The organism is Flavobacterium columnare NBRC 100251 = ATCC 23463 (assembly GCF_002530675.1).
In the GTDB taxonomy this organism is placed as follows: Bacteria; Bacteroidota; Bacteroidia; order Flavobacteriales; family Flavobacteriaceae; genus Flavobacterium; species Flavobacterium columnare.
Genome location: NZ_PCMX01000067.1, coordinates 1 through 23,287, shown reverse-complemented (window position 1 = coordinate 23,287; position 23,287 = coordinate 1). Strand labels below are relative to the sequence as shown.

Below are 23,287 nucleotides of genomic sequence, written 5' to 3'. Positions count from 1 at the left end.
ACATTATTTTTAATTTAGTTTTTTCAGGCTACAAATTACCGAAAAAATAATTGAAGTTCCGAGAGAATTCTCTCTTTTTCACTTTCTGTCAAATTAGAACCTGAAGGCAAACATAAACCTCTTTCAAATAAATCCTCTGATATTCTCGCTCCGTAATAAGGATATGATTTAAATATTGGCTGAAGGTGCATAGGCTTCCAGAGTGGTCTTGTTTCAATATTTGCTTTTTCAAAAGCTAAACGGAGTGCTTCTCTTTGTTCATAAGACTCTAATAGGACCGCACTTAACCAGTGATTTGAATAAAAATTGTCCGTTGGCTCACTTAAAACAATTACATTTGGAATATTTACAAAGAATGCCTTATAGAACTGATTCATCTCTCTTCTCAACTCAACATGTTTGTTTAAGACTTCCATTTGCCCACGTCCTATACCCGCACAAACATTACTCATTCTATAATTATAACCTATATGACTATGCTGATAATGAGGTGCATCATCACGAGCCTGAGTCGAAAGAAATACTGCTTTTTGCTTAATACTTATATCATCTGTCACCAACGCTCCCCCTCCAGAAGTTGTAATAATTTTATTACCGTTAAAAGACAGTATACTAATATCTCCTAATGTTCCACATTTTTGTTTTCTATAGGAACTCCCTAATGCTTCTGCACTATCTTCTACAACAGGAATTTGATATTTTTGAGAAATTGCTTTTATTTGATCGTGCTTGTACGGCATTCCATATAAGTGAACCGCTATTATTGCTTTTGGCTTTTTCCCTTTAGAAATTCTATCTTTTATAGCTTCTTCTAAAGCAATTGGACACATGTTCCAAGTTTCAGATTCACTATCTACAAAAATAGGAATTGCTCCTTGATATACAATAGGGTTTGCTGAAGCCGAAAATGTCATACTCTGACAAATTACTTCATCACCTGCTTTAATATCTAAAAGAATTAAAGCTAAATGTAAAGCGGCTGTTCCTGAACTTAAGGCAGCAACAAATACTTTTTCTTCAAAATAACTCTCTAAATCTGATTCAAAATCAGAAACGTTATCACCTTTAAAATTAATCCAATTACTCGAATTAAAAACATATTTATCTTCGTGTCCACTAAGGTGAGATGTAGAAAGAAATATATCGTATTTTTTCAAAACATAAGTTTTATTTATTACCTTCAAATTCTACAGTTGGTCTATCTGACTGTTCACTTTTTTTTCCCTGTCTAAATAATATAATAAAAGTTCTAAATATAATATTTAAATCCAAAAAAAAAGATATATTTTTCACATAAAAGACATCGTATTCAAATCTTTTTAACCACGGTAGCTGATTCCTCCCTTTAACTTGTGAAAGTCCCGTGATACCAGGTTTAACTTCATTTCTTCTTTTTTGAAATTCGTTATAAAGCTGCATATAATGAGGCAACATCGGTCTTGGACCAACTAAACTCATATCTCCTTTGAGAACATTTATCAATTGAGGCAGCTCATCAATTGACGTTTTTCTAAGAAATTCCCCAAAACGATTCATCCTAACTTTGTCTGGAAGCAAAAATCCATTTTGATCTTTCTCATCAGACATACTTTTAAATTTATAAATATCAAATTCGACTCCATTCATTCCTAATCTTTTTTGAATGAAAAACGGTTTTTTTTTAAACAAAATATATAAAACAATACACAATAAAATTCCAAAAGGCAAAACAAACAACAACAGTATAATTGCTCCTATAATATCTAATAATCGTTTAAAAAAAAATCGGTACACCTAAAAAATTTTATTTAATTCTATCTCCTTGCCCTTTACCTCCAACAGTAGCCAAAATATAACGAAAATAATCTTTTACACTTAATTCTTTTAACATTTCAGCATCTACCTCCGCTAATTTTTTTGGGGTTGACATATCAATTTCGTTAATTTGAGCAAGACCCGTTATACCAGGCAAGAAATTATACACTCCTAACCTTTCTCTTTCTTCAATCAACTCGGTCTGATTAAACAAATTAGGTCTTGGCCCCACCAAACTCATATCTCCCTTCAATACATTTAGTAATTGAGGTAATTCGTCCAACTTTGATTTTCGTAAAAAGGCACCAAATTTTGTCACATCACTTTGATTAGCCAAATGAGATGCAACTGATTTTGCATTTACATTCATTGTCCTAAACTTCAATAAATTAAAAGGTTTTTTGTTTTTACCCACTCGTTGTTGGATAAATACAGGTTTACCTGTATCAAACAACCCTATAACATACAATATTACCCCAAAAGGCCATAAAAAAAGTATGCCTAGTAATGAAAATATAAAATCAAAAAAGCGTGTCATAGTATTTATTTTTTAAAACTTTGTATTGTTTTTCTTAAACCTTCTTCTGCTGTAAACGGTAGTTTTTCTATGTTTAGAGCTTGTTTTATTTTTTTGTTTGAGACCCTATAATTTTCTGTCATTTTTTGTAAACGTTCAGAATTCAGAGGCAACCTTAAATAATCACCTAATTTAGCTATGTATTTAATGGTTCTTTTTGATACATTCCAGATTCTACTTTTACCTCCTTGGATATCCGCTATAATTTCAATCAAACGATTTGTTGATACAAACTCATCATCTGCTAAATTGTATACTCCTGATTTAATCGTATCATCATTCAATATCTTTTCAATGATATAATTCAAATTATCTATAGACAAAAAAGAACGTTCGTTATTAAATAAACCTAATGGATAGGGTATTCCTCTATTTACAACTTCAGATAATAAATTCAAGTTTCCCTTGTTACCCGGCCCGTGAATCATACAAGGTCTTAACACAAACAATCTTTTACCCTTAGGAAGTTCTTTTGATAATAGATACTCCTCAGCTTTTAGTTTAGATTGCCCATATGGGGTTTGGGGGGCAGATACATGATATTCATTTAAAACACCTTCTACAATATCAGCAGTAGCCTTAACACTACTAAAATAAATAAAATCCCGAATGTCACTTTTTAGAAATTCATCAAATAACTGAATAGTTAAATCTGTATTTACATTGAAATACTCGGTGGCTTCCCTAGTATTTTTGGTATCGTGAGCTTTACCTGCTAAATGTACAATGGCATTAGCTGTTTTATGAATAATTTGATCCCAATTTGACTTTCTTAAAGACAATGTTTGAATTTCAAAATTATTTTTCTGAAGATATCCGAAAAGATTCTGACCAACAAATCCACCAGCTCCTGTCATTATAATTTTCATAATATATTTTCTTTAAAAATGGATATACTTTCAGAGATAAAATTTTTCCTATCTAATTTTTCTCTAAAATTCAAAGCATTTTTGGAAAAAATATCTAATTTATCATGATTTAACTGTAAATCCAAAATTACCTTTGCCAAATCGATATGACTACAGATTTCATTCAACAAAACACCATTAAAATTATTTTTTATTACATCATTACATCCTCTTGAATCTAATGTAATGACTGGAACCCCCATCGCGGTAGCCTCCATGATACAAACCGGCATACCTTCTTTACTACTTGGAAATACAAATAAATCCGCGATAGCTAAATATTTTTCGACTTCTGAAGTAAAACCAATATTTATTATATTTTCAGTGCTTTGCAAATAAGCCTCTTCTTTAGGAGTAAGTCCTGTAACATGCGCATCGTCTTTACCTCCTACCAAAACCAATTTAATTGTATCCTCTCCCAATTCCTCTTCAATATATTTCATCGCCTTAACAACCAAATCAAAACCTTTGAAATAAACAAATCTACCTGTATACATTATAAGAAAAGACGAATTGGGAATATTCAAATCTGCTTTAATTTGGGCGATATTATCTAATGAAAATTTTTGCTTATCAAATTTATCCAAATCACATCCAACCCCAAAAGATTTATACTTAAAAGTCTTCTCAGGGTAATATTTTTTTACGAGCTGATAATCGAAATCATTAATTAATCCTATTTGGTCTAATCTATTAAAACAAAAAAACTCAACTCTTTTAAATATTAATCTTTTTAATGTATTTTTAATTACAGGAAAACCCAAACCATGAAAAACTCCTATTGTTTTAAATTTAATTCTACCTGTTAAAAGAGAAACAAAAATACCAGAAGTAAAATGTAAGTTGACTAAATCAGGCTTTATTATATTCAATATTTCTTTTATCTCACAGGAAGTTTTTATCTTCGAAATAATACTGAAATTCCTTGAAAAATTTACAAAATGAAATCTAATCCCTAATTCTTCATAAGGAAATCTATCTTCATAATTAATCACTTTTTTACGGTCACAGATTACAAATACTTCGTTATTGTTTAAGACAAAATCTCTAGCAACTTCTCCTAAAAAATTATTAAAGCTACCATAATCAGTGATTACTAAGGCTATTTTCATTTTAATTGATATAAAACATTATGGTTCTAAAACTTTTTTTGCAATAAACTAACGATAATTCTCTTCATATATTTGACGATAGAAAAAGAAACGCATAATAATAATAATGTAAAATTAATTTTGCCTTTTTCAAAAAGATCTATATAATTGGAGAGTTCCCCTTTTTCCATTTGGAACAAGTTGGCAGACAAGCCATATTGTCCGTAATCTGATTTATGATCCTGATTTGCAGCTAAAACTTCATTTATATATAGACATTTATTATCAAACGCAATAGACAACCAAAGCTTATAATCTTCCGAAAATCGTTGATTTTCATCAAAACTTACTTCGCGCAAAGCTTCTTTTTTAATCATCACAGCTGGTGTAGAAAAATAGTTCTTAAACAATAACTTTTTAAAGGATATTATTTTAAGTACCATCGGATCAGCTAATTTTTTATGTCCAAAAGCTGTTGCGCACAAGATCAAATCTGAGTCATCTGCAAAATATCGGTATTGTATTTCTAGTTTATCTTTAAACCAATAGTCATCTGCATCTAAAAAAGCAATAAATCTCCCTTTAGCATTCTTTATCCCTTTATTTCTAGCACCCGAAGGCCCCGTGTTAGCTTGCTGAATTAATTTAATTTTTTTTTTTACATGGTCAGGCAAAGTATTAATCAAATTATTTACTTCAACAATTGTTCTATCTATAGATCCATCGTCAACAACAATAAGTTCCCAATTCTGATAAGATTGTTCAATCACAGATAAGAGAGCTTTCCTAATAGTTCTTTGGGAATTATATGTTGGTATTACTATTGAAATCATATAATTTTATTTTCATAATAAAATTTATAGGGTAAAAAAGGAGTATCATTTTGTCCTTCTTCATCCATAAAATTTTTAATTTTCAATCCAAAACCTAATAAGCCAACAATAAAGAGTATCGTGATAAAATTTTTATGCTTTTCAAAATTTTCAAAAGCAAAATAAAGAAACAAACAAAATAAGAAAAGATTTAAAAATCGTAACCCTGCATAAGTTATTGTGGACAAATAAACTGACAATATAACACATACAAGTAAAACAACTAGCCTTTTTTTATTATTTTTCAAGTAAAAATAAGCATAACAAAATAAGATCAAAAAAACGATTAAAGGACCCATCCCTGAAAATTCACTTGGAGAAACTATCTCACTGTAATTATCTCTTTTGTCCAAGAAATAAGTCAAATCAAATTTTAAATTGATAAAAAAAACTAAAACAGAAAGACCTAACAAAACAAACTGTTTCATTGTAAATTTAAATTTAAAAGCAAAGAAAATTAAAATTATTAACAAAGAAGAATATTGCATTGACAGTGAAATTAATGATAACACTATAAATTTCAATATATTTTGTTGCTCCTTATACAATTGATATACTGCAAGCGATGCAAGAGAAAAGCTTAAGCCATAACGTAATCCGTTAAAAGTCATATCTGTTAAAAAAAAAGGAGCTATCAACAATAGATAAACTGTATACTGCTGTTTATTATGAGAAAAAGTAAACAATAAAACAAAAAAAGTTAAAATTCCTACCGAAACTATAACCCAATGAATCGTATTATTAAACAAGAAAAGAAATACTTGTGTAAGTAAGACAAAACCTTTTTCATAACTAACAAAATCAAAATCGCCATTTCGAGTGTAATCTATAATAGTTTGATAATGTACATAATCAGTACCTACTTCTCCTCTCAAAGATAAAAACAACAAATAGAAGAAAAGAGATATGAATAAAAATGTCTTTTTATTTATTATTATTTTTTCACGAAATTGAAAAAAAATTAAAATTGAAAAAAAATAGGGTAATAGATAATATATCATTTATTATTTTTCTCTGTTATTATATTTATTGCGTCTTGAATGCTATTAACATTGTTATGTAAAAGGTTTTTAGCACTAATTTTTTCATTACAAACCCTAATCCCTTTTTCTATTATTAATCTTAATGATGAAAAACCAGTTCTAATCCAAAAATATAAAAAATTAATATTATTCAATTTTCTTAATTTATTAGACTCATTCAATGAAAGTCTTAATATCCATTTTCTGTTCATTAATATACTCTGAGCAATTAAAGGATATACATTAAAATATTTTAAATAATCATCCGCTTTCATTTGTACCAAAGCATTAAGGCCACTATCCCCCCAAGTATTTGTAACACAATAAAATCTTGGTATTCTATCTGACCACACATATCCTTTTCTAAGCTTCAAATGTGGCATAATTTCTAATTTACCACAATGTTTCCCTTTCATTTGGTCTGATGTTGTACTTGACGAGCAAACTCCAGCTATTGAAAATGGAATTTCTGTAATAAAATGTTTTTTAGAAAGTAACGAAATGGCAACTACAGAAAAAATATCAGGGCTCAATCCTCCGTAATAATCTCCTGTTTTAAGCTTAATCTGTTCCATTACTTCTTTCCTAACAATACCATGGTACGATTTAGGCACATTATAAAACATATAATTGACCAGTCCGTCCTTCAAAAGGGTAACTAACTCGTTTTTACAATCGACTTCTTTAAAACCTGATTTAAATTTTGGGGAAACCAAACATCCCTTTGGAAAATTTGGATTAGATTGAGGCCAGAAATAAGTGTAAATATTTTTTGAAGATACTGTATCTACATCATTTTCACTTGCCCATCGGGCTATTTCAACTGCATTTGGTAAAATAGAATCATCATCACCAATAAGCATTATATATTCTCCTGTTGTTAATTGTATTGCTCTGTTAAAATTTTCAATAGATGAAACTGCAACATTATCATAAATGTATTTAACTTGTTTTGAATTTAATTTCTCAACAAATTCTTTCACAATTGTGGTTTCGCTATTATCAGCAATTGCAATTTCTATATTTTCATCATTATATTTTAAAATAGATTTAATCGCTTCAATACAATAAAACTCTCTATTTTTTGTTGCAATTGCAATAGTTAGTAATGGTTTTTTATCCATTTTTCTTCAATTTTAATGGTGGTAAATTTCTTTTTAATTCTGCTATTGGTATAAAAAATATTGTTGTAACAAACAAAGTAATTATCGTTGAAAAACCGATCCATAAAAGATCTAAAAATCTGTTTACTTTAAAATAATTCGGTAACAAATAGAATCCAAAGGTAATAATTGACGACACCAATAGAGGAAAAATAATTTGTTGTAAAAATATATCTACAAAAAAATTAAGTTTTAGAAATTTTAAATTAATAAAGTACAGATAGACTATTGCAGTTACAATTTGTACAAAACAAAATACACTTGCTGCACCGATAACACCATAGTACATCGTAGCAAGAATATAACCTGGTATTGTTATAAACAAACTTATAAGACCTAATATATTATTGAGTTTTGTATAGGCATTCGAAATAGCAATGTTATAAGGCAGAAGTTGCAACGATAACATACTATAAGCTAATGCTGTTATCGGTACAAGTTGAAATGTTTTTTCTGTTACATCTCTTTTCCCTGTCCAAATCCAAATAAGATCTGAGGAAAAGACAGACAAGTTCATCATAATTGAAAAAACTAAAATGGAAACCAACAAACTAAATTTTGAAAATAAAACAGTTGCTTCTTTAGTTTTTTTTTCTGAGTAATACGCTGTAAATCGTGGTAATAATGCTGCTGATATTGGGTTAATCAAAATTAACAATCCTTGACTAATAGAAACAGCCAATGTATAATATCCTAAATTTTCTAAAGACAATACTTTACTAATAGTGAGTTTGTCCAATTGTGTGTTTATGGCTGCCACCAAAACAATAAGCATCATTCCGCCCGCAAATTTGCCCACCTTTGCAATTACAGTTTTTTCAATCTTGAAACTCACAGCAAAAGCACTACCATTAGATATACTTCTCTGTAATACAATTTTGAACAATAATGTAAATAAGATAGTGGAAACTGTCTGCCAAATAAAAAACATTAATAAGCTTGGTATAAATATAATTCCTACAATTATAAGTCCATTTCTAAGAATACCCCAACCAATTTGGTATACATTTGCTTCCACTTGTTTTTCAATCCCCATTAAGCCACCCATGTAGAATCTCATAAGCAATTGAAATCCAATCTCAAAACCGATTATTTTAATAAACAAAGTAATTTCATCAGGATCATAAGACTTTACATGTATCCAATGATAACCAATATATGTAGCTGAAATAAAAATAAGACTAATACATAGTAAGACTACTAGCAAATAGGCCGCTTCTAAACTTTTAAAAATACGAAACTTTTCTTCTCTTGAAATATCTTTTCTTGCAAATTCTCTAGATAGAATCGCTGTTAATCCTGCATCTAATACTGTCATAATACCAGTAATCGTTAAAGTAAAACTTATGACAGAATAACTCTCAAACCCTAGATATTTAATATATAGAGGAATGAAAATAAAATTGGACAGAATACCCCAAAATCTTCCAGCTAAATTTGCTATTATATTTTTTTTCAAACTATTTTAATCTTGATTTTATTACTTTTCGGGTACACCTCCTGCAATACTAAAAGGAGGTATATCCTAATTAACAAAGGAATTAGCAACTATTATTGAACCCTTACCTATGCGAACGCCTTTGCTTTTGAACAATTTGCTGAAATCCAGACATCATCTTCTATATAAAATTGGAGCCATTGATTTTTTTGCTTTACCATAGGGAACATCAAAAACTAAAAACCATGATTAAATGCCACCAAAACAACATTAGGAGCAATCATGACATCCTCTCAAATAAATACACCAGCGGATTGCCTTGAAATTGTACAGTTTTAGGCAATTGAGCTACCTCTTTCCTTTTCAAATTTACCTCTTATCCTTACATTTGGCGAAATTGTACCTTCGTAACTAATTTCACACCCTTTTAAATTATAATAATAAACCTTTACCTTACTAAACGTATCTGGTAAAAAGAGGATAATTTCATAAATTATACCTAAAATACGCAATTTTATTTTGTTCAAAAAATTTATAAATTTATTTTAATGGTACGAATCTCGCTTTATTATTATAAAGAAATTTATAAACAGTCCTTTCTGATAAAGAATTTGTTTTATTAAAAGTTTTATCTGTTAAATAAAAAATACTAATAGACTTATCTTTTACTTTCTCTTCAAGCTTTGTAAAAAACACTTCTTCATTCAAATCATTATTTGATACTAATAATTTATCCTCCAGAACATCCAACTTGAAACTTTCATTTAAAGTGACAAATTCTATAAGCCAAACTTTAAGCATCTCAAATTTTTCATCTAAATTTTTCGGTATATAAAAGTTCGCATTTTCCATTAATTTAGCTGGATTACCTGCATAAACCTTGTCAGCTAATGTATCTTTGGTTAATACAGAATTTATCAAAGCGGTACTTCTGTTACCTAAAACCAAACCAGAACCAACCACACAACTTCCCACAAGCCAAACATTATCTTCTATTACCGTTTTTCTTTTTGCATAAAGTATACAGCCTTCTATTTGTTCTCCGCTTGCGACATGTGTCCAAATTTGTGAATACATACCAACTCTGACTCCATTCCCTATTTCTAGACCTCCTGCTCCATCCAAAATAGTATTTTGACCAAACCAGCAATTGTGTCCAACAGTTAAATGATCCTCCGCCATTAACAACATATCATTATGAAAAACGTTCCAATCCCCTACATTAAATTCTCCATAGATTAAAATTCTGGTATTATCATTAATTATATTATTATCTCCAATTACAGCTTTAACATTTTTATTATTTCCCAGAATCTCAATCACAACATTTTTTCCAATTCTATTGTAATTTCCTAAAATTACGTTATGATGTATTTTTGCTGTAGGATCAATTATGTTTGTATTCATGATATGTTATTTTAATTTATTTTCAAACCACCAGCCAGATGGAATTGCTACAAATTTTTCAATAAACTCATTTACTCCTTTTAGATTGATATCGTTTTTAAATACGGAATAAATGTTATTATTGATATGGACACCAGTTGCATAAAATCCTTTAGACCTCATTCCCTTTATAAAAGCCTCTTTATTTTTAGCCAACACTCCATAAACCCAATAATTGGGATTAACATTTTGGTTTATCTCCAACGGCATAACCCCTTTGGAGTTTTTAAAGTAATCATCCCAATTATGAGCATTTTCAACTTGCCTGTCAATAAGCCCAGATATAATTTCCATTTGTTTGAATCCTATATAAGAATTAATTTCATTCATAGTAGCACCATAACCCTCCAAAGAAATATCACAATCTGGATTAATTTCTCCTAGAGCGTTTCTGAATTTTGATCGATCAATACCATAATCTCGCATTAAAAAAGCTTTATCATATAATTCTTTTGAATTAAATGTTAGTGCTCCTCCATCAACTGTATTAGGAATTCTAACTGTTTGAAATGAAAACACACTGATGTGTGCCCCTAAGTTCCCAGCTCTTACGCCATTATACTCTGAACCAAAAGCTTCAATACAATCATCAACTATCCATAAACTATATTGCTTAGCTAAAGCATTTATAGCATTTACATGACCTATGTAACCACAAAAATGATTATGAAAAATAGCTTTTGTTTTAGAATTTATTTTTCTTTTTACATCATCTGGACATATAGTCCCCGTTAACGGATTTACATCTGCCCAAACAACCTCTATTCCTTTTATTACAAAAGGCTGATTCGACGCCAGACAACTTACAGGAGAAGCTATTACTTGATCACCAGGACGCAAACCTAAAACAGACAAAGCTAATAACATAGCTTGATTATAAGAATTTACCGTTAGAACATACGGGTTACCAATAAATTTTGATAACTCTTTCTCTAATAACTTACCATACTTTCCATATGACAGATTTCCAGAATATAATATTTCTGTTAATTCAGGCATGATCCCCTCTGGCATAAACGGTTTAAAAACAGGAACCATTACCAACCTTGTCTTATTACTTCAACTATTTTGTTTTTATCAGCATCTGTTAACCACCAACCGCAGGGGATATGAACCATTTTTTTGTAAAATTCATCAAAAACGGGCAATGATACTTTAGATTCATTGAACAATGAATGTCTATCATTTCTCAAATGTAATTCAGAAGCCATGATATTGTTTTCGACTAATTTTTTTATAAACCCTTTGCGATTTTCAACTTTTAGTGTATACAGCCAATAAGATGGCTCAGTGTTGGAATTATAATCTAATAACTCTACTCCTAGTATATTTTTCAATTCATGATCAAAATACTTTCCATTAGTAATATATTTCCCTACAACTTGTTCAACATGTTTCATTTGTACAATTCCAATAGTAGCATTCACATTGTTCATGTGGTACTTGTAACCTGGAACAGTAATATCATTTTCTAAACGTGCTTTATTTTTATTTAAACCAAACCAACGCAATAATTTTCCTTTATTGTAATTTTCTTTTGATTTCAATGATAAAATTCCTCCATCAATAGTAGTCAAATGTTTGATAGCCTGCAAAGAAAAAATGGTGTAATCAGAATGACATCCAATAGGTAATCCATTATATTTTGCTCCTAAAGCATGGGCTGCATCTTCAATAATTGGGATGTTAAACTCATTTGAAATTTTAACAAATTCATTCATATCGCAAACCATACCAGCATAATGCACAAGCATAATAGCTTTAGTTCTTGGAGTTATTTTTTCTCTAACGCTTTTAGGATCCAAAAGTCCTGTATTAGTTTGAACATCAGCCCAAACTACTTTAGCGCCAACCAGCTTTATGGCAACGTTTGTAGGCTCTGCTGTAAGAACGGTACTAATAACTTCATCCCCGACACCAACACCAGCCAAAAGCAAAGCAATATGCAATGCTGCGGTACCTGAATTGAGTGATAATGACAATGGATTGTTAATATAATCAGAAAATAATTTTTCAAATTCATATACCTTTTCACCTTCAGCTATATAGCCACTGTACAAAGTTTCTTGAATTGCAGGCATTAATTCTTCAGGATTTGATATAAAAGGCTTTACAATAGGAATCATACGATTAAAAATTTTGATCAGCTAGTTCATTTTGAACATAGTCTAAAGTTAATAACAATTTTTTCAACTCCTCAACATTTAATTGCTTTGTATTGTGAGAATTGTATTCTTCTTTATTCAAACTCGGGCCATCTTCTTGAACATACTTTGTGTAGTTCAAATCTCTGAAATCAGCAGGCACTCGATAAAATTGGCCTAAATCTTCAGCTTTAGACATTTCTTCTTTAGAACAAAGTGTTTCATACAACTTCTCAGAGTGTCTTTCTCCTATAATTTTGATTTCATTATCAGCTTTAAACAATTCCTTTAGAGCTTGCGCTAATGTTTCCATAGTGGCACCTGGTGATTTTTGCACGAATATATCTCCTGGATTTCCGTTAGTGAAAGCAAACATAACTAGTTCCACAGAATCGTTCAATGACATCATAAAACGAGTCATTTTGGGATTAGTAATCGTAAGTGGTTTTCCCTCCTTTATTTGTTTAATAAACAATGGTATAATAGAACCTCTAGAACACATTACATTACCATAGCGAGTAGAAGTGTAAACCGCATTAATTTTACTAACTCTAGAATCTCTTGCTTTTGACACCGCTAATTTCTCCATCATTGCCTTAGATATTCCCATAGCATTGATAGGATAAACAGCTTTATCTGTACTTAATACAACAACACGTTCCACATTATTTCTTGCTGCTGCTTCTAGTACATTTTCCGCTCCTAAAATATTTGTTTGTACTGCTTGTATAGGATAAAACTCACAAGAAGGAACTTGTTTTAACGCTGCTGCATGAAATACGTAATTAACATCTCCCATCGCATTATTAATACTATCAAAATCACGTATATCTCCTATCACAAAATTTAATTTATCATTTTTGTATTCGATACGCATATCTTCTTGTTTTTTTTCATCTCTACTAAAAATACGTATTTCTTTCAAATTCGAATTCAAAAAGCCCTTTAGCATTGCATTACCAAATGAACCAGTACCTCCAGTTATTAACAATATTTTATCTTTAAACATTTCTATAATCTAAATATTAAAAATCTTCCTCAAATACTCTGCATACGTACTTTTTCCTAACCCATCTGCAGATTTATTAAACTCTTCTTTAGAAATAAACCCTTTACGATAGGCCACTTCTTCAATACACGCAATTTTTAAACCTGTACGTTTTTCAACTGCTTTAACAAATTCAGTCGCTTCGGTCAGTGATTCATGAGTACCCGTATCTAACCAAGCGAAACCACGCCCCATTAACTGCAAGTTCAATGCGCCTTGTTCTAAATACGTTTGATTAACGGTTGTGATTTCCAATTCACCGCGATGAGATGGCTTAACATTTTTAGCAATCTCAACTACTGAATTTGGATAAAAATACAAACCTACTACTGCGAAACTTGATTTTGGATTTTCTGGTTTTTCTTCAATAGAAAGTACTTTTCCATTTGCATCAAATTCGGCAACACCATAACGCTCTGGGTCATCTACATAATAGCCAAAAACAGTTGCTTCATTCTTTTCTTTTACGGTATTAACCGCATTATTCAATAAATTTTGTAATCCTGCTCCGTAGAAAATATTATCCCCTAAAATCAAACACACATCATCATCGCCAATGAACTCTTCACCCAATATAAAAGCTTGCGCTAATCCATCAGGAGAAGGCTGTTCCACATAAGACAATTGCATTCCTAACGGACTTCCATCACCAAATAAGCGTTGGAAATTAGGTAAATCGTGAGGTGTAGAAATGATTAATACCTCTTTAATACCTGCCAACATCAATACTGATAGTGGATAGTAAATCATGGGTTTATCATATATCGGTAACAATTGCTTTGAAACCACCTGCGTTAGTGGATTCAATCGGGTTCCTGAACCTCCTGCTAATATAATTCCTTTCATAGAAATTTAGAAATTAGAAATTAGAATTTTTCAATTCTGATAAGTCTAAAAACGTATTTGTTTATTGATATTGTTTTTCGTAATAGTTAGCGTATTCTCCTGAGGTTACGTTATTCAACCATTCCGTATTTTCTAAATACCAATTAATGGTTTCTTCTAAACCTTCTTCAAAAGTTACAGAAGGTTTCCATCCTAACTCTTTATTAATTTTAGTTGCATCAATAGCATAACGCAAATCGTGACCTGGACGATCTTTCACATAGGTAATCAATTGAGCTGACTCACCTTCATTCCTACCTAACTTTTCATCCATTCTTGCACACAATAGCTTAACTAAATTGATATTTTTCCATTCGTTAAACCCACCGATGTTATAAGTTTCATGATTTTTACCTTCGTGGAATACTAAATCAATAGCTACTGCATGATCTTTTACAAACAACCAATCACGCGTATAATTTCCATCGCCATAAACAGGTAATGGTTTTTTATTTATAATATTGTTGATGAAAAGAGGAATTAATTTTTCTGGAAAATGATAAGGTCCGTAATTATTTGAACAATTCGTCAATACATACGGTAATCCGTAAGTTTCCCCATACGCACGTACAAAATGATCCGAACTTGCTTTTGAAGCTGAATACGGTGAATTAGGGTCGTACGAAGTGGTTTCAGTAAACAAACCTGTATCACCTAATGAGCCATATACCTCATCGGTAGAAATATGATAGAAGCGTTTACCCTCGAAATTATCTTTCCAAAGATTTTTGGCTGCATTTAACAAATTCATGGTTCCAATCACATTGGTTTTTACAAACGCTAATGGATCAGTTATCGAACGATCCACATGCGATTCAGCCGCCAAATGCAAAACACCATCAAATTGATATTTAGCAAAAATTTCGTTGATATAGTTTTCATCTACTATATCACCTTTCAAAAAAGTATAATTAGGATAGTTTTCGATATCCTTAATATTTTCTAAGTTACCTGCATAGGTCAATGCATCTAAGTTGAAGATGGAATACTCTGGGTATTTTGTAACAAATTGTCTTACTACATGTGAACCAATAAATCCAGCACCTCCAGTAATTAAAATATTTTTTTTCATCCTTTTTTAATTATTCGTTAGAAGAACCTACGGCAGTATATACAAACCCAATTTCTTGCATTTTTTTTCGATCCAATATATTTCTACCATCAAAAACAAAAGCTGGTTTTAACATATTATCATAGATTTTTTGCCAATCGTAGTTTTTAAACTCGTCCCATTCTGTAAGAATCGCAATAGCATGTGCATTTTCACATGCAGAATAGGGATTTGTTACAACCTGTAATTCTTCTGACTTTTGCCCCATATCTATAAAAATTTGCTTTTCTGAAACCTTAGGATCATAAACCACCACATTTGCTTGTTCCATTACTAAGTCCTTAGCTATATCAATGGCAGCAGATTCACGCGTATCATTGGTGTCTTTTTTGAAAGCCCAACCTAGCATTGCTATTTTTTTTCCTGAAACGGTATTATAAAGTGTTTTTACTATATTTTTTGCAAAACGATGTTTTTGATGATCATTCAGGATAATCACTTGCTCCCAATAATCAGCCACTTCATTTAAACCGTATGATTTTGCGATATAAACTAAATTGAGAATATCTTTCTGAAAACACGATCCTCCAAAGCCCACAGATGCTTTTAAAAACTTAGCTCCAATACGAGTATCCATTCCAATGGCTCTAGCCACTTCATTAACATCGGCTCCAGTTTTTTCACACAATTCAGAAATGGCATTAATAGAGGAGACTCTTTGAGCTAAAAAAGCGTTTGCAGTAAGTTTAGACAGCTCTGATGACCATACATTGGTTGTTAGAATTTTACTTCTATCAACCCAATTCGCATAGATATCAACTAGAGCATCAACAGCTTCTTTTTCGGCACCACCTATCAAAACTCTGTCTGGGCTATGCAAATCTTGCACAGCGGTTCCTTCTGCTAAAAATTCAGGATTCGACAAAATTTGAAATTTAACTCCATTTCCAGTGTTATCTAAAATACTTTTTAAAGCTTCAGCCGTTCTCACTGGAAGCGTTGATTTTTCAACCACAATCTTGTCTGTCTTTGCTACACGTGCAATCTGACGTGCGCAAAGTTCAATATATTTTAAATCAGCTGCCATCCCCTTACCAGCACCATAGGTTTTGGTTGGGGTGTTTACCGATATAAAAATCAGGTCGGCCTCATCAATAGCTCTATCTACTTCTGTAGAAAAAAACAGATTTTTACCTCTAGCCTCCGCTACCACTTTATCTAATCCAGGTTCATATACGGGCAACTTTGAAAGTTCTGAACTATTCCACGCTGCAATTCTTTCTTCATTTAAATCAACAACTGTTACTTTTACATTAGGGCATTTCTGTGCAATTACGGCCATAGTAGGCCCTCCAACATATCCTGCTCCTATGCAGCAAATATTATTAACTTTCATCCTTCTTTTTTATGAGAGTACAAAACTACAATTTTCCATCCACTTTACAATGTAATATTCCTTTTACATCATAAATAATTGATTTTTCTTTTTGCAAACTAGCAAAATCCAGATTTAAAAATTGGTGATGAGCTACTCCTAAAACGATTCCATCAAATCTATCAGAAGGCAATTCTGTTAATGCTTTTAAATTATACTCGTCCTTAACTTCTTCAATACTAACCCAAGGATCATAAATAACCACTTCTATTCCATAATCTTTTAAAGCAGCAATCATATCTACAATCTTTGTATTACGAACATCAGGGCAGTTTTCTTTAAATGTAATTCCAAGCATCAAAACTTTAGATCCATTGACTGAAATTCCTTTTTTTATCATTAATTTAACTACTTGCGATGCTACATATTCTCCCATACTATCATTCAAACGCCGTCCTGCTAAAATTATTTCTGGGTGGTATCCTTTTTCTTGTGCTTTTTGAGCTAAATAATAAGGATCTACTCCTATACAATGCCCTCCAACCAAACCGGGCTTAAAAGACAAAAAGTTCCATTTTGTTGCTGCGGCTTCAAGCACAGCTTGTGTATCAATATTTAACAAATTAAAGATCTTAGCCAATTCATTTACGAAGGCTATATTGATATCCCGTTGTGAATTTTCTATGACCTTAGCCGCTTCAGCTACTTTAATAGTAGGAGCTAAATGTGTACCTGCTGTAATAACGGAGCTATAAAGTGCATCTACCTTTTGCCCTATTTCAGGTGTAGATCCTGAGGTTACTTTTAATATCTTTTCTACCGTATGTTCTTTATCACCTGGATTGATTCGCTCTGGGGAATAGCCCACAAAAAAATCAACATTAAATTTGAGGTTGCTTATTTTTTCTAAAACAGGAACACATTCTTCTTCAGTAGCTCCTGGGTAAACAGTAGATTCATAGATAACTACATCTCCTTTTTTCAATACTTTCCCTACTGTTTCACTTGCCTTGTACAAAGGGGCTAAGTCGGGCTTATTGTGTTTATCAACAGGTGTTGGCACAGTAACTATAAAGTAGTTACAATCTATTAAGTTATTTAAATCGCAAGAACAAAATAATCCATTGGAGTTATCATTCATTGGCTTTAATACCTCTTTTAGTAATTTTGAACTTACTTCTAACGTAGCATCATTTCCTTCATTTAAACCTACTATACGGAATTGATTTATATCAAAACCAACTACTGCGTATTTAGTTGCCAACAATCTAGCTAATGGCAACCCTACATACCCCAATCCGATTACACCTATTTTGATCATTAATTTATTTTTAAATTTTCGCAATACCATTTAATCGCTTCCTCTAATCCTTTTTGCAAAGAAAATTTAGGAGCATATCCTAGTATTTTTTTTGCTTTATCTATAGATGCTAAAGAATGAGGAATATCACCTGCTCTTGTGGATCCATACACAACTTTAACATCTGCTATTTTAGAATCTATTTTCACTAATTCTTTTTGTAAAATAGAAATCATCTGATTTAATGTTGTACGTTCTCCAAACGCTGTATTAAAAACTGTATTTATGGCTCTAGAATCTTGAGTTAACATAGCCAGTTCATTCATTTGAATTACATTGTCTATATAGGTAAAATCTCTAGAATAATTACCGTCTCCATTTACCACAGGACTTTCATACTTCATAAATTGCATTACAAATTTAGGTATCACAGCGGCATAAGCTCCATTTGGGTCTTGTTTTCTCCCAAATACATTAAAATAACGTAAACCTATTGTTTCTATCCCGTAGATTTTTCCAAAAATATCGGCATAAAGTTCATTTACATATTTTGTAATGGCATACGGTGATAATGGTTTCCCTATAACTTCTTCGATTTTTGGTAAACTTTCCGAATCTCCGTAAGTAGATGAACTTGCTGCGTAAACAAAACGTTTTACACCTGCTTCCTTAGCAGCCCATAACATATTTAAAAAGCCATTCACATTTACATCGTTAGATGTTAAGGGATCCTTTATAGAGCGAGGAACAGATCCTAAAGCTGCTTGGTGTAATACATAATCAGCGCCATCGCATACTTTTTTACATATTTCAATATCTCTGATATCGCCTTTAACGAATTGAAAATTCTTATTTAACATAAAATCTTGGATATTTTTCAAATGTCCTGTTGCCAAATTATCCAAACCAACTAGCTGATAACCTTTATTTAAAAAATGCTCTGTTAGATTAGAGCCTATAAAACCTGCACAACCAGTAATTACAATCTTCATGTTAAGATTTTTTAAAAATATTAATGATTTTATTTATAATTATTTTTACAACCGATATCTTTTTATCTACTTCTAAGTACCCACTTCCGTACGCCCCGTACCCGTACCCGTACCCATCTCCATAACTATATCCGTATTTTGATTTATTCTGGTATCCATTAAATACTATGCTTATATTTTTTAGCACTCCTGATTTGTGTTTTTCATTTACAATGCGTAACATTTCTTTTTTAGTTACTCCTTGCCTCACCACGTAAATGGATGCGTCACAAAAAGGAGTTAATTCTAAAGCGTCTGCTACTAACCCAATTGGGGGCGTATCTAATATTATATAATCATAATGTATTTTTAATTCATTTATTAAATTTTCCATACCTTCACTAAGAATTAATTCCGATGGATTAGGCGGTATAGGCCCTGAACTTATTAAATCTAAATAAGGTATATGTGTCGGTTTTATTATTTCATTTAAACTTTTTTGTCCAATTAAGTAATTAACAACTCCTTCAGTATTTGTAAAATCAAAATCTTGAAATAACTTAGGTTTTCTCAAATCAAGTCCAACCACTACTGTTTTCTTTTCACTTAATGCAAATACAGAGGCTATATTAAGAGAACAAAATGTTTTTCCTTCTCCTCCAACTGAAGAAGTAATCATCAAGACCTTGGTTCCTTTTTGGGTTTGTTTTTTATACAAGAATTGTAAGGATGATCGTATTGCTCTAAAACTTTCCGCTAATGGAGATTTTGGCTTTTCGAAAACAGCTAGATTAGACTGCATATATTTGATTCCAACAACACCTAAAACGGGTATTTGGGTTAATCTTTCAATATCATCTACTTTATTAATTGAATTATCTAAAACAGTTAAACCAAAAATTATACCTAAAGGCAATAAAACGCCTATAAAAAATGCTAAAACATAATTTGTACTTGTTTTAGGTCCTATCAATCCTCCTCCTACATCTTTAGCTGGATCAATAAATTGGATATCTGAAAGATTTGCTGCTTTTACAATATTAGCCTCACTTCGTTTTTCTAAAAAAGAATTATAAATATTTTTATTTAAATCATATTTCCGATTGATTTTTACTAATTCTTGCTGTTGTTCTGGCAATTTTCTGATTTGATATTCTGCCATTTCTATTTTTTTGTTTACAGCAAGTAAATCAAAGTTCATTGATCGTTTAGCAGATTCTATATTTTCTAACAAAACGGCTTTTAAAGCTTCCATTTGAGCATCGAAATCTTTAAATTTTTTATCGTTTTTTAGAGTATAGGATAGTTCTGCGCGCTCAGCTGATAATTGGGTTAATTTGCCAACATTAGTAACTATATTAGGATCATCAATACCTGCAACAGAAGGAGCTGGTAGTTTAGAAAAGTCAGAATTTTTAATTAAATATGTTTTTAATGAATTATAATAGCTATACTTTCTATCTAATAATTCTTTTTCTACGTCATATTCTGTTAATTTATCGGAATACTTTATTCCTCCTTCTTCTAATTCGAAAATATTTTTCCCTTTAGAGAAGGTCTTTAATTCATTTTCTGTGTTCTTCAAATCTCTTTCCATAGCTACTAAAGTGCTATCTATGAAATCAATAGTGTTTTGAGCAAATTGATTTTTAGCCAACAAATGACTCTTAATCAAATACTTTACCGTTCCATTAAGATAATCTACCAATCTTGGTTTATTGGTTCCTTGCATACTTAATCTAACGATGGCTGATGTTTTTGAATCATTTTCAACTTCTACTCCTTGATAGGTAGCTACTATACTATTAAAATCAGCAAACGCAATTATGTATTTTGCTCCCTCATAGAAACCTGGATTTTTAGTCCATTTTAATTTCAGATTTAAAAAAGGCAAAATAATAGGTTCTCCTATTCTATACTTTTTCGAAAATGTTCCCTTAGTTACGGGTATTGTGGTTAACTCATCCTTTAAATAATTATACAAAGACGCATTATTTTCATCAAATTGGGTTGACAGAACAAATTCTTCTTTAGTAACAAATTGTACGGTTAAGTATTTCCCTAGTAATTGAGGGTAATTTTCATTAATATCAACAACAAAAGGGGTCATTCCATATACATCTTCTAAATTATACTTCCCTTCTTGTAAATACTGGATATAAAAGCGTAATTCTTTAACTACTTTTTCATTGTGTGATCTTGATCTTAAGGTACTTATTAATGTTTGCACCTGATCCGAGGTTCCTCCCCAATTAAAAACCAAACTTGTATTAGAAGTAAAGAAAGGATTACTTTCTTCTTTGTAAGCTACAGTGGTAGACATACTGTAAATTTTCTCTTTTCTAATATTTATTTGATAGGCTATGAAAAAAGTAATTAATAAAGTAATTACAAAGCAATACCAATACCCTAAAACTCTATTAAAAAAAGATTTAATATCAAAAGTGCTTTGAGATTCCAAAAAGTTAAAATCTTTAATATCTAACATTACTTAATATTTTTGACTAATAAAAAGGTAGTAAGTACTAATGACAATGCACTAACAATTGTAGTAAATGATTGCAAAGCATTCGTCCCCAATCCCCAATTTTTTTGCTTAATAGGTTTTATATAAATATAATCATTCGGTTGAATATAATAATAAGGGGATTTTAACAAATCAATACTCGTTAAATCGAGTGTATGGATTTCGGTTCCTTGAGGGTGTTGACGAATTAGCATGACCTCTTTTTTATCGCCTGTTATAAGGATATCACCACTATTAGCTATTGCCTCTAAAATTGTGAGTTTTTCTTGTAACAATGTTTTTGTTCCTGGTGATTTTATTTCTCCATTAATTGTATAACGAAAGCCTCCTAATTTTACTACTACAAAAATATCTGCTTCTTTATGGAAATACTCTAATAAAAGTTGTTTTTCTATCTTAACTCTTAATTCTTCTATAGTTAAACCAACTACTTGCAAGTCTCCTAATACAGGTATTCTAATATACCCGTGATCATTTATTGGATATCCCTCAAAATATAAATCCTCTACTGAGGTTCCTCCTTGCGTGTTAGAGATATTAAACATTTCTACTAATTTTGAATCCAACGCTTTTATTTTAATAGAAAGCACATCCGAAATTTGAAGTCGATATGGATTGAGTTTTACCTGTTCTAAAGCATCAACTTTCTTTTCTCCTTGCAGGTAGATTACGTCTTTATTGGATATACAAGAGGAAACGATAAATAAAATAAAAATTAATAGATACGCAGTTAGTTTATTCATTTGAGTATTTATAACATCTGTTTGTATTTATATTCAACAATAACATAATCATACGCTTAACATTAGCTAATCTATAGAGTAACTAATATTAAACCGTTATACTTTATTTTTAAATTTTTAAGGTATCATATCGTACCGATTTTTAAGAAACAAATATAGTTTTTCATTTTGTAAATAGAAACCCTTTAAAAATTTAATTTTTAAGGGGTTCTTAATGAATTTTCAAAAGGAATTCTATTTAAAATACTTCGTCCCAAGGTAATTTCATCTGCGTACTCTAACTCATCTCCTACAGAAATACCTCTTGCTAATGACGAAACAATTAAGGAACAATCTTTAATTTGTCTATAAATATAAAAATTGGTGGTATCTCCTTCCATGGTAGAACTTAAAGCAAATATAACTTCTTTAACACTTCCTGACTTTACTTTTTCAACTAAAGAATTAATCTTTAATTGACTTGGTCCTATTCCTTCTATGGGTGAAATTTTACCTCCTAATACATGATACACTCCGCGATATTGTCCTGTATTTTCAATAGCCATTACATCTCTTACATCTTCTACTACACAAACTAAAGTTTGGTTTCTATTATCATTAGAACAAATCTCACAGAGGTCTACATCTGAAATATTATGACAGGACGTACAAAACTTAATTTCATTTCTCATTTTCAGTAATGCGTCTGTCAAAAAGATCGTTTGTTCTGTAGGTTGTTTTAATAAATGTAAGACTAAACGCAGTGCTGTTCTTTTACCAATTCCTGGCAATTGCGCAATCTCTTCTACCGCATTTTCTAATATTTTTGAAGAAAAATCCATAGGGCAAAATTACGCTTTAAAAAAAGAAAAATCCAAACACTTTCATATTTGGACTTAAAAAATAAAGTTTAAAAAGAATTAAAAAGTTATTTCTTTTTAAACTTTATTTTT

At 30.9% G+C, this 23,287-nt stretch carries 21 protein-coding genes; all 21 read right to left on the bottom strand.

Translation table 11 applies throughout. The annotated features are described in order from the left end of the window. Positions 1-35: 35 nt before the first annotated feature. A complete protein-coding gene (locus B0A78_RS09820; protein ID WP_081279002.1) occupies positions 36-1,157 on the bottom strand; it encodes an aminotransferase class I/II-fold pyridoxal phosphate-dependent enzyme in 1,122 nt (373 codons plus the stop codon). Between the two features lie 10 nt (positions 1,158-1,167). Further along, on the bottom strand, positions 1,168-1,773 hold the full coding sequence (locus B0A78_RS09815) for a sugar transferase (protein WP_065213340.1): 606 nt from the start codon (positions 1,771-1,773) through the stop codon (positions 1,168-1,170). A 10-nt stretch (positions 1,774-1,783) separates the two neighbouring features. Further along, complete coding sequence (locus tag B0A78_RS09810) at positions 1,784-2,332, bottom strand: sugar transferase (protein ID WP_065213341.1); 549 nt, start codon at positions 2,330-2,332, stop codon at positions 1,784-1,786. 5 nt (positions 2,333-2,337) lie between these two features. Then, positions 2,338-3,240 carry an NAD-dependent epimerase/dehydratase family protein gene (locus B0A78_RS09805; RefSeq protein WP_173668579.1) on the bottom strand — a complete coding sequence of 301 codons (903 nt, stop codon included), beginning with the start codon at positions 3,238-3,240 and terminating at the stop codon, positions 2,338-2,340. Further along, positions 3,237-4,391: a glycosyltransferase gene (locus tag B0A78_RS09800; protein ID WP_065213343.1), complete on the bottom strand. Its 1,155-nt coding sequence runs from the start codon at positions 4,389-4,391 to the stop codon at positions 3,237-3,239. The genes B0A78_RS09805 and B0A78_RS09800 overlap by 4 nt, the downstream gene beginning before the upstream one ends. 26 nt (positions 4,392-4,417) lie before the next feature. Further along, positions 4,418-5,203, bottom strand: coding sequence for a glycosyltransferase family 2 protein (locus B0A78_RS09795; RefSeq protein WP_065213344.1), 786 nt, complete (start codon positions 5,201-5,203; stop codon positions 4,418-4,420). Continuing rightward, positions 5,200-6,243 (bottom strand): EpsG family protein, encoded by a 1,044-nt coding sequence (locus B0A78_RS09790; RefSeq protein ID WP_097609635.1) that lies wholly within the window; start codon positions 6,241-6,243, stop codon positions 5,200-5,202. The genes B0A78_RS09795 and B0A78_RS09790 overlap by 4 nt, the downstream gene beginning before the upstream one ends. Next, positions 6,240-7,388 (bottom strand): glycosyltransferase family 2 protein, encoded by a 1,149-nt coding sequence (locus tag B0A78_RS09785; RefSeq protein ID WP_065213346.1) that lies wholly within the window; start codon positions 7,386-7,388, stop codon positions 6,240-6,242. The genes B0A78_RS09790 and B0A78_RS09785 overlap by 4 nt, the downstream gene beginning before the upstream one ends. Continuing rightward, entirely contained in the window at positions 7,381-8,886 is a 1,506-nt protein-coding gene (locus tag B0A78_RS09780; RefSeq protein WP_081279004.1) for an oligosaccharide flippase family protein, read from the bottom strand. The genes B0A78_RS09785 and B0A78_RS09780 overlap by 8 nt, the downstream gene beginning before the upstream one ends. Before the next feature lie 519 nt (positions 8,887-9,405). Beyond that, on the bottom strand, positions 9,406-10,272 hold the full coding sequence (locus B0A78_RS09770; RefSeq protein WP_065213349.1) for a hypothetical protein: 867 nt from the start codon (positions 10,270-10,272) through the stop codon (positions 9,406-9,408). Positions 10,273-10,278: 6 nt separating this feature from the next. Continuing rightward, complete coding sequence (locus B0A78_RS09765) at positions 10,279-11,349, bottom strand: DegT/DnrJ/EryC1/StrS family aminotransferase (RefSeq protein WP_065213350.1); 1,071 nt, start codon at positions 11,347-11,349, stop codon at positions 10,279-10,281. Then, complete coding sequence (locus tag B0A78_RS09760) at positions 11,349-12,437, bottom strand: DegT/DnrJ/EryC1/StrS family aminotransferase (protein ID WP_065213351.1); 1,089 nt, start codon at positions 12,435-12,437, stop codon at positions 11,349-11,351. The genes B0A78_RS09765 and B0A78_RS09760 overlap by 1 nt, the downstream gene beginning before the upstream one ends. 4 nt (positions 12,438-12,441) lie before the next feature. Next, a complete protein-coding gene (locus tag B0A78_RS09755; protein WP_065213352.1) occupies positions 12,442-13,464 on the bottom strand; it encodes a polysaccharide biosynthesis protein in 1,023 nt (340 codons plus the stop codon). 9 nt (positions 13,465-13,473) lie between these two features. Beyond that, positions 13,474-14,349, bottom strand: a complete 876-nt coding sequence (gene rfbA / locus B0A78_RS09750) for a glucose-1-phosphate thymidylyltransferase RfbA (RefSeq protein ID WP_065213353.1) — start codon at positions 14,347-14,349, stop codon at positions 13,474-13,476. A 61-nt stretch (positions 14,350-14,410) separates the two neighbouring features. Beyond that, a complete protein-coding gene (rfbB, locus tag B0A78_RS09745) occupies positions 14,411-15,460 on the bottom strand; it encodes a dTDP-glucose 4,6-dehydratase (protein ID WP_065213354.1) in 1,050 nt (349 codons plus the stop codon). A gap of 10 nt (positions 15,461-15,470) precedes the next feature. Further along, positions 15,471-16,835 carry a UDP-glucose 6-dehydrogenase gene (locus B0A78_RS09740; protein ID WP_065213355.1) on the bottom strand — a complete coding sequence of 455 codons (1,365 nt, stop codon included), beginning with the start codon at positions 16,833-16,835 and terminating at the stop codon, positions 15,471-15,473. Positions 16,836-16,860: 25 nt separating this feature from the next. Then, a complete protein-coding gene (locus tag B0A78_RS09735) occupies positions 16,861-18,135 on the bottom strand; it encodes a nucleotide sugar dehydrogenase (protein WP_169859129.1) in 1,275 nt (424 codons plus the stop codon). After that, the gene (locus B0A78_RS09730; protein ID WP_014164848.1) at positions 18,135-19,106 is read right to left on the bottom strand and encodes an SDR family oxidoreductase; all 972 of its coding nucleotides are present in this window, start codon (positions 19,104-19,106) and stop codon (positions 18,135-18,137) included. The genes B0A78_RS09735 and B0A78_RS09730 overlap by 1 nt, the downstream gene beginning before the upstream one ends. A 1-nt stretch (position 19,107) precedes the next feature. After that, positions 19,108-21,573, bottom strand: coding sequence for a polysaccharide biosynthesis tyrosine autokinase (locus B0A78_RS09725; protein WP_097609634.1), 2,466 nt, complete (start codon positions 21,571-21,573; stop codon positions 19,108-19,110). After that, positions 21,573-22,355, bottom strand: coding sequence for a polysaccharide biosynthesis/export family protein (locus tag B0A78_RS09720; RefSeq protein ID WP_014164846.1), 783 nt, complete (start codon positions 22,353-22,355; stop codon positions 21,573-21,575). Before B0A78_RS09720 ends, B0A78_RS09725 begins: the two co-directional genes overlap by 1 nt. Before the next feature lie 200 nt (positions 22,356-22,555). After that, the gene (gene recR / locus B0A78_RS09715) at positions 22,556-23,176 is read right to left on the bottom strand and encodes a recombination mediator RecR (protein ID WP_014164845.1); all 621 of its coding nucleotides are present in this window, start codon (positions 23,174-23,176) and stop codon (positions 22,556-22,558) included. Positions 23,177-23,287: the final 111 nt, after the last annotated feature.

Coding starts and splice junctions, on each gene's coding strand:
- B0A78_RS09795 (WP_065213344.1), bottom strand. CDS start 5,203: ATGATTTCAATAGTAATACCAACATATAATTCCCAAAGAACTATTAGG.
- B0A78_RS09730 (WP_014164848.1), bottom strand. CDS start 19,106: ATGAAGATTGTAATTACTGGTTGTGCAGGTTTTATAGGCTCTAATCTA.
- B0A78_RS09765 (WP_065213350.1), bottom strand. CDS start 11,349: ATGGTTCCTGTTTTTAAACCGTTTATGCCAGAGGGGATCATGCCTGAA.
- B0A78_RS09720 (WP_014164846.1), bottom strand. CDS start 22,355: ATGAATAAACTAACTGCGTATCTATTAATTTTTATTTTATTTATCGTT.
- B0A78_RS09770 (WP_065213349.1), bottom strand. CDS start 10,272: ATGAATACAAACATAATTGATCCTACAGCAAAAATACATCATAACGTA.
- B0A78_RS09805 (WP_173668579.1), bottom strand. CDS start 3,240: ATGAAAATTATAATGACAGGAGCTGGTGGATTTGTTGGTCAGAATCTT.
- recR (WP_014164845.1), bottom strand. CDS start 23,176: ATGGATTTTTCTTCAAAAATATTAGAAAATGCGGTAGAAGAGATTGCG.
- rfbA (WP_065213353.1), bottom strand. CDS start 14,349: ATGAAAGGAATTATATTAGCAGGAGGTTCAGGAACCCGATTGAATCCA.
- B0A78_RS09785 (WP_065213346.1), bottom strand. CDS start 7,388: ATGGATAAAAAACCATTACTAACTATTGCAATTGCAACAAAAAATAGA.
- B0A78_RS09740 (WP_065213355.1), bottom strand. CDS start 16,835: ATGAAAGTTAATAATATTTGCTGCATAGGAGCAGGATATGTTGGAGGG.
- rfbB (WP_065213354.1), bottom strand. CDS start 15,460: ATGAAAAAAAATATTTTAATTACTGGAGGTGCTGGATTTATTGGTTCA.
- B0A78_RS09790 (WP_097609635.1), bottom strand. CDS start 6,243: ATGATATATTATCTATTACCCTATTTTTTTTCAATTTTAATTTTTTTT.
- B0A78_RS09810 (WP_065213341.1), bottom strand. CDS start 2,332: ATGACACGCTTTTTTGATTTTATATTTTCATTACTAGGCATACTTTTT.
- B0A78_RS09735 (WP_169859129.1), bottom strand. CDS start 18,135: ATGATCAAAATAGGTGTAATCGGATTGGGGTATGTAGGGTTGCCATTA.
- B0A78_RS09760 (WP_065213351.1), bottom strand. CDS start 12,437: ATGATTCCTATTGTAAAGCCTTTTATATCAAATCCTGAAGAATTAATG.
- B0A78_RS09800 (WP_065213343.1), bottom strand. CDS start 4,391: ATGAAAATAGCCTTAGTAATCACTGATTATGGTAGCTTTAATAATTTT.
- B0A78_RS09755 (WP_065213352.1), bottom strand. CDS start 13,464: ATGTTTAAAGATAAAATATTGTTAATAACTGGAGGTACTGGTTCATTT.
- B0A78_RS09725 (WP_097609634.1), bottom strand. CDS start 21,573: ATGTTAGATATTAAAGATTTTAACTTTTTGGAATCTCAAAGCACTTTT.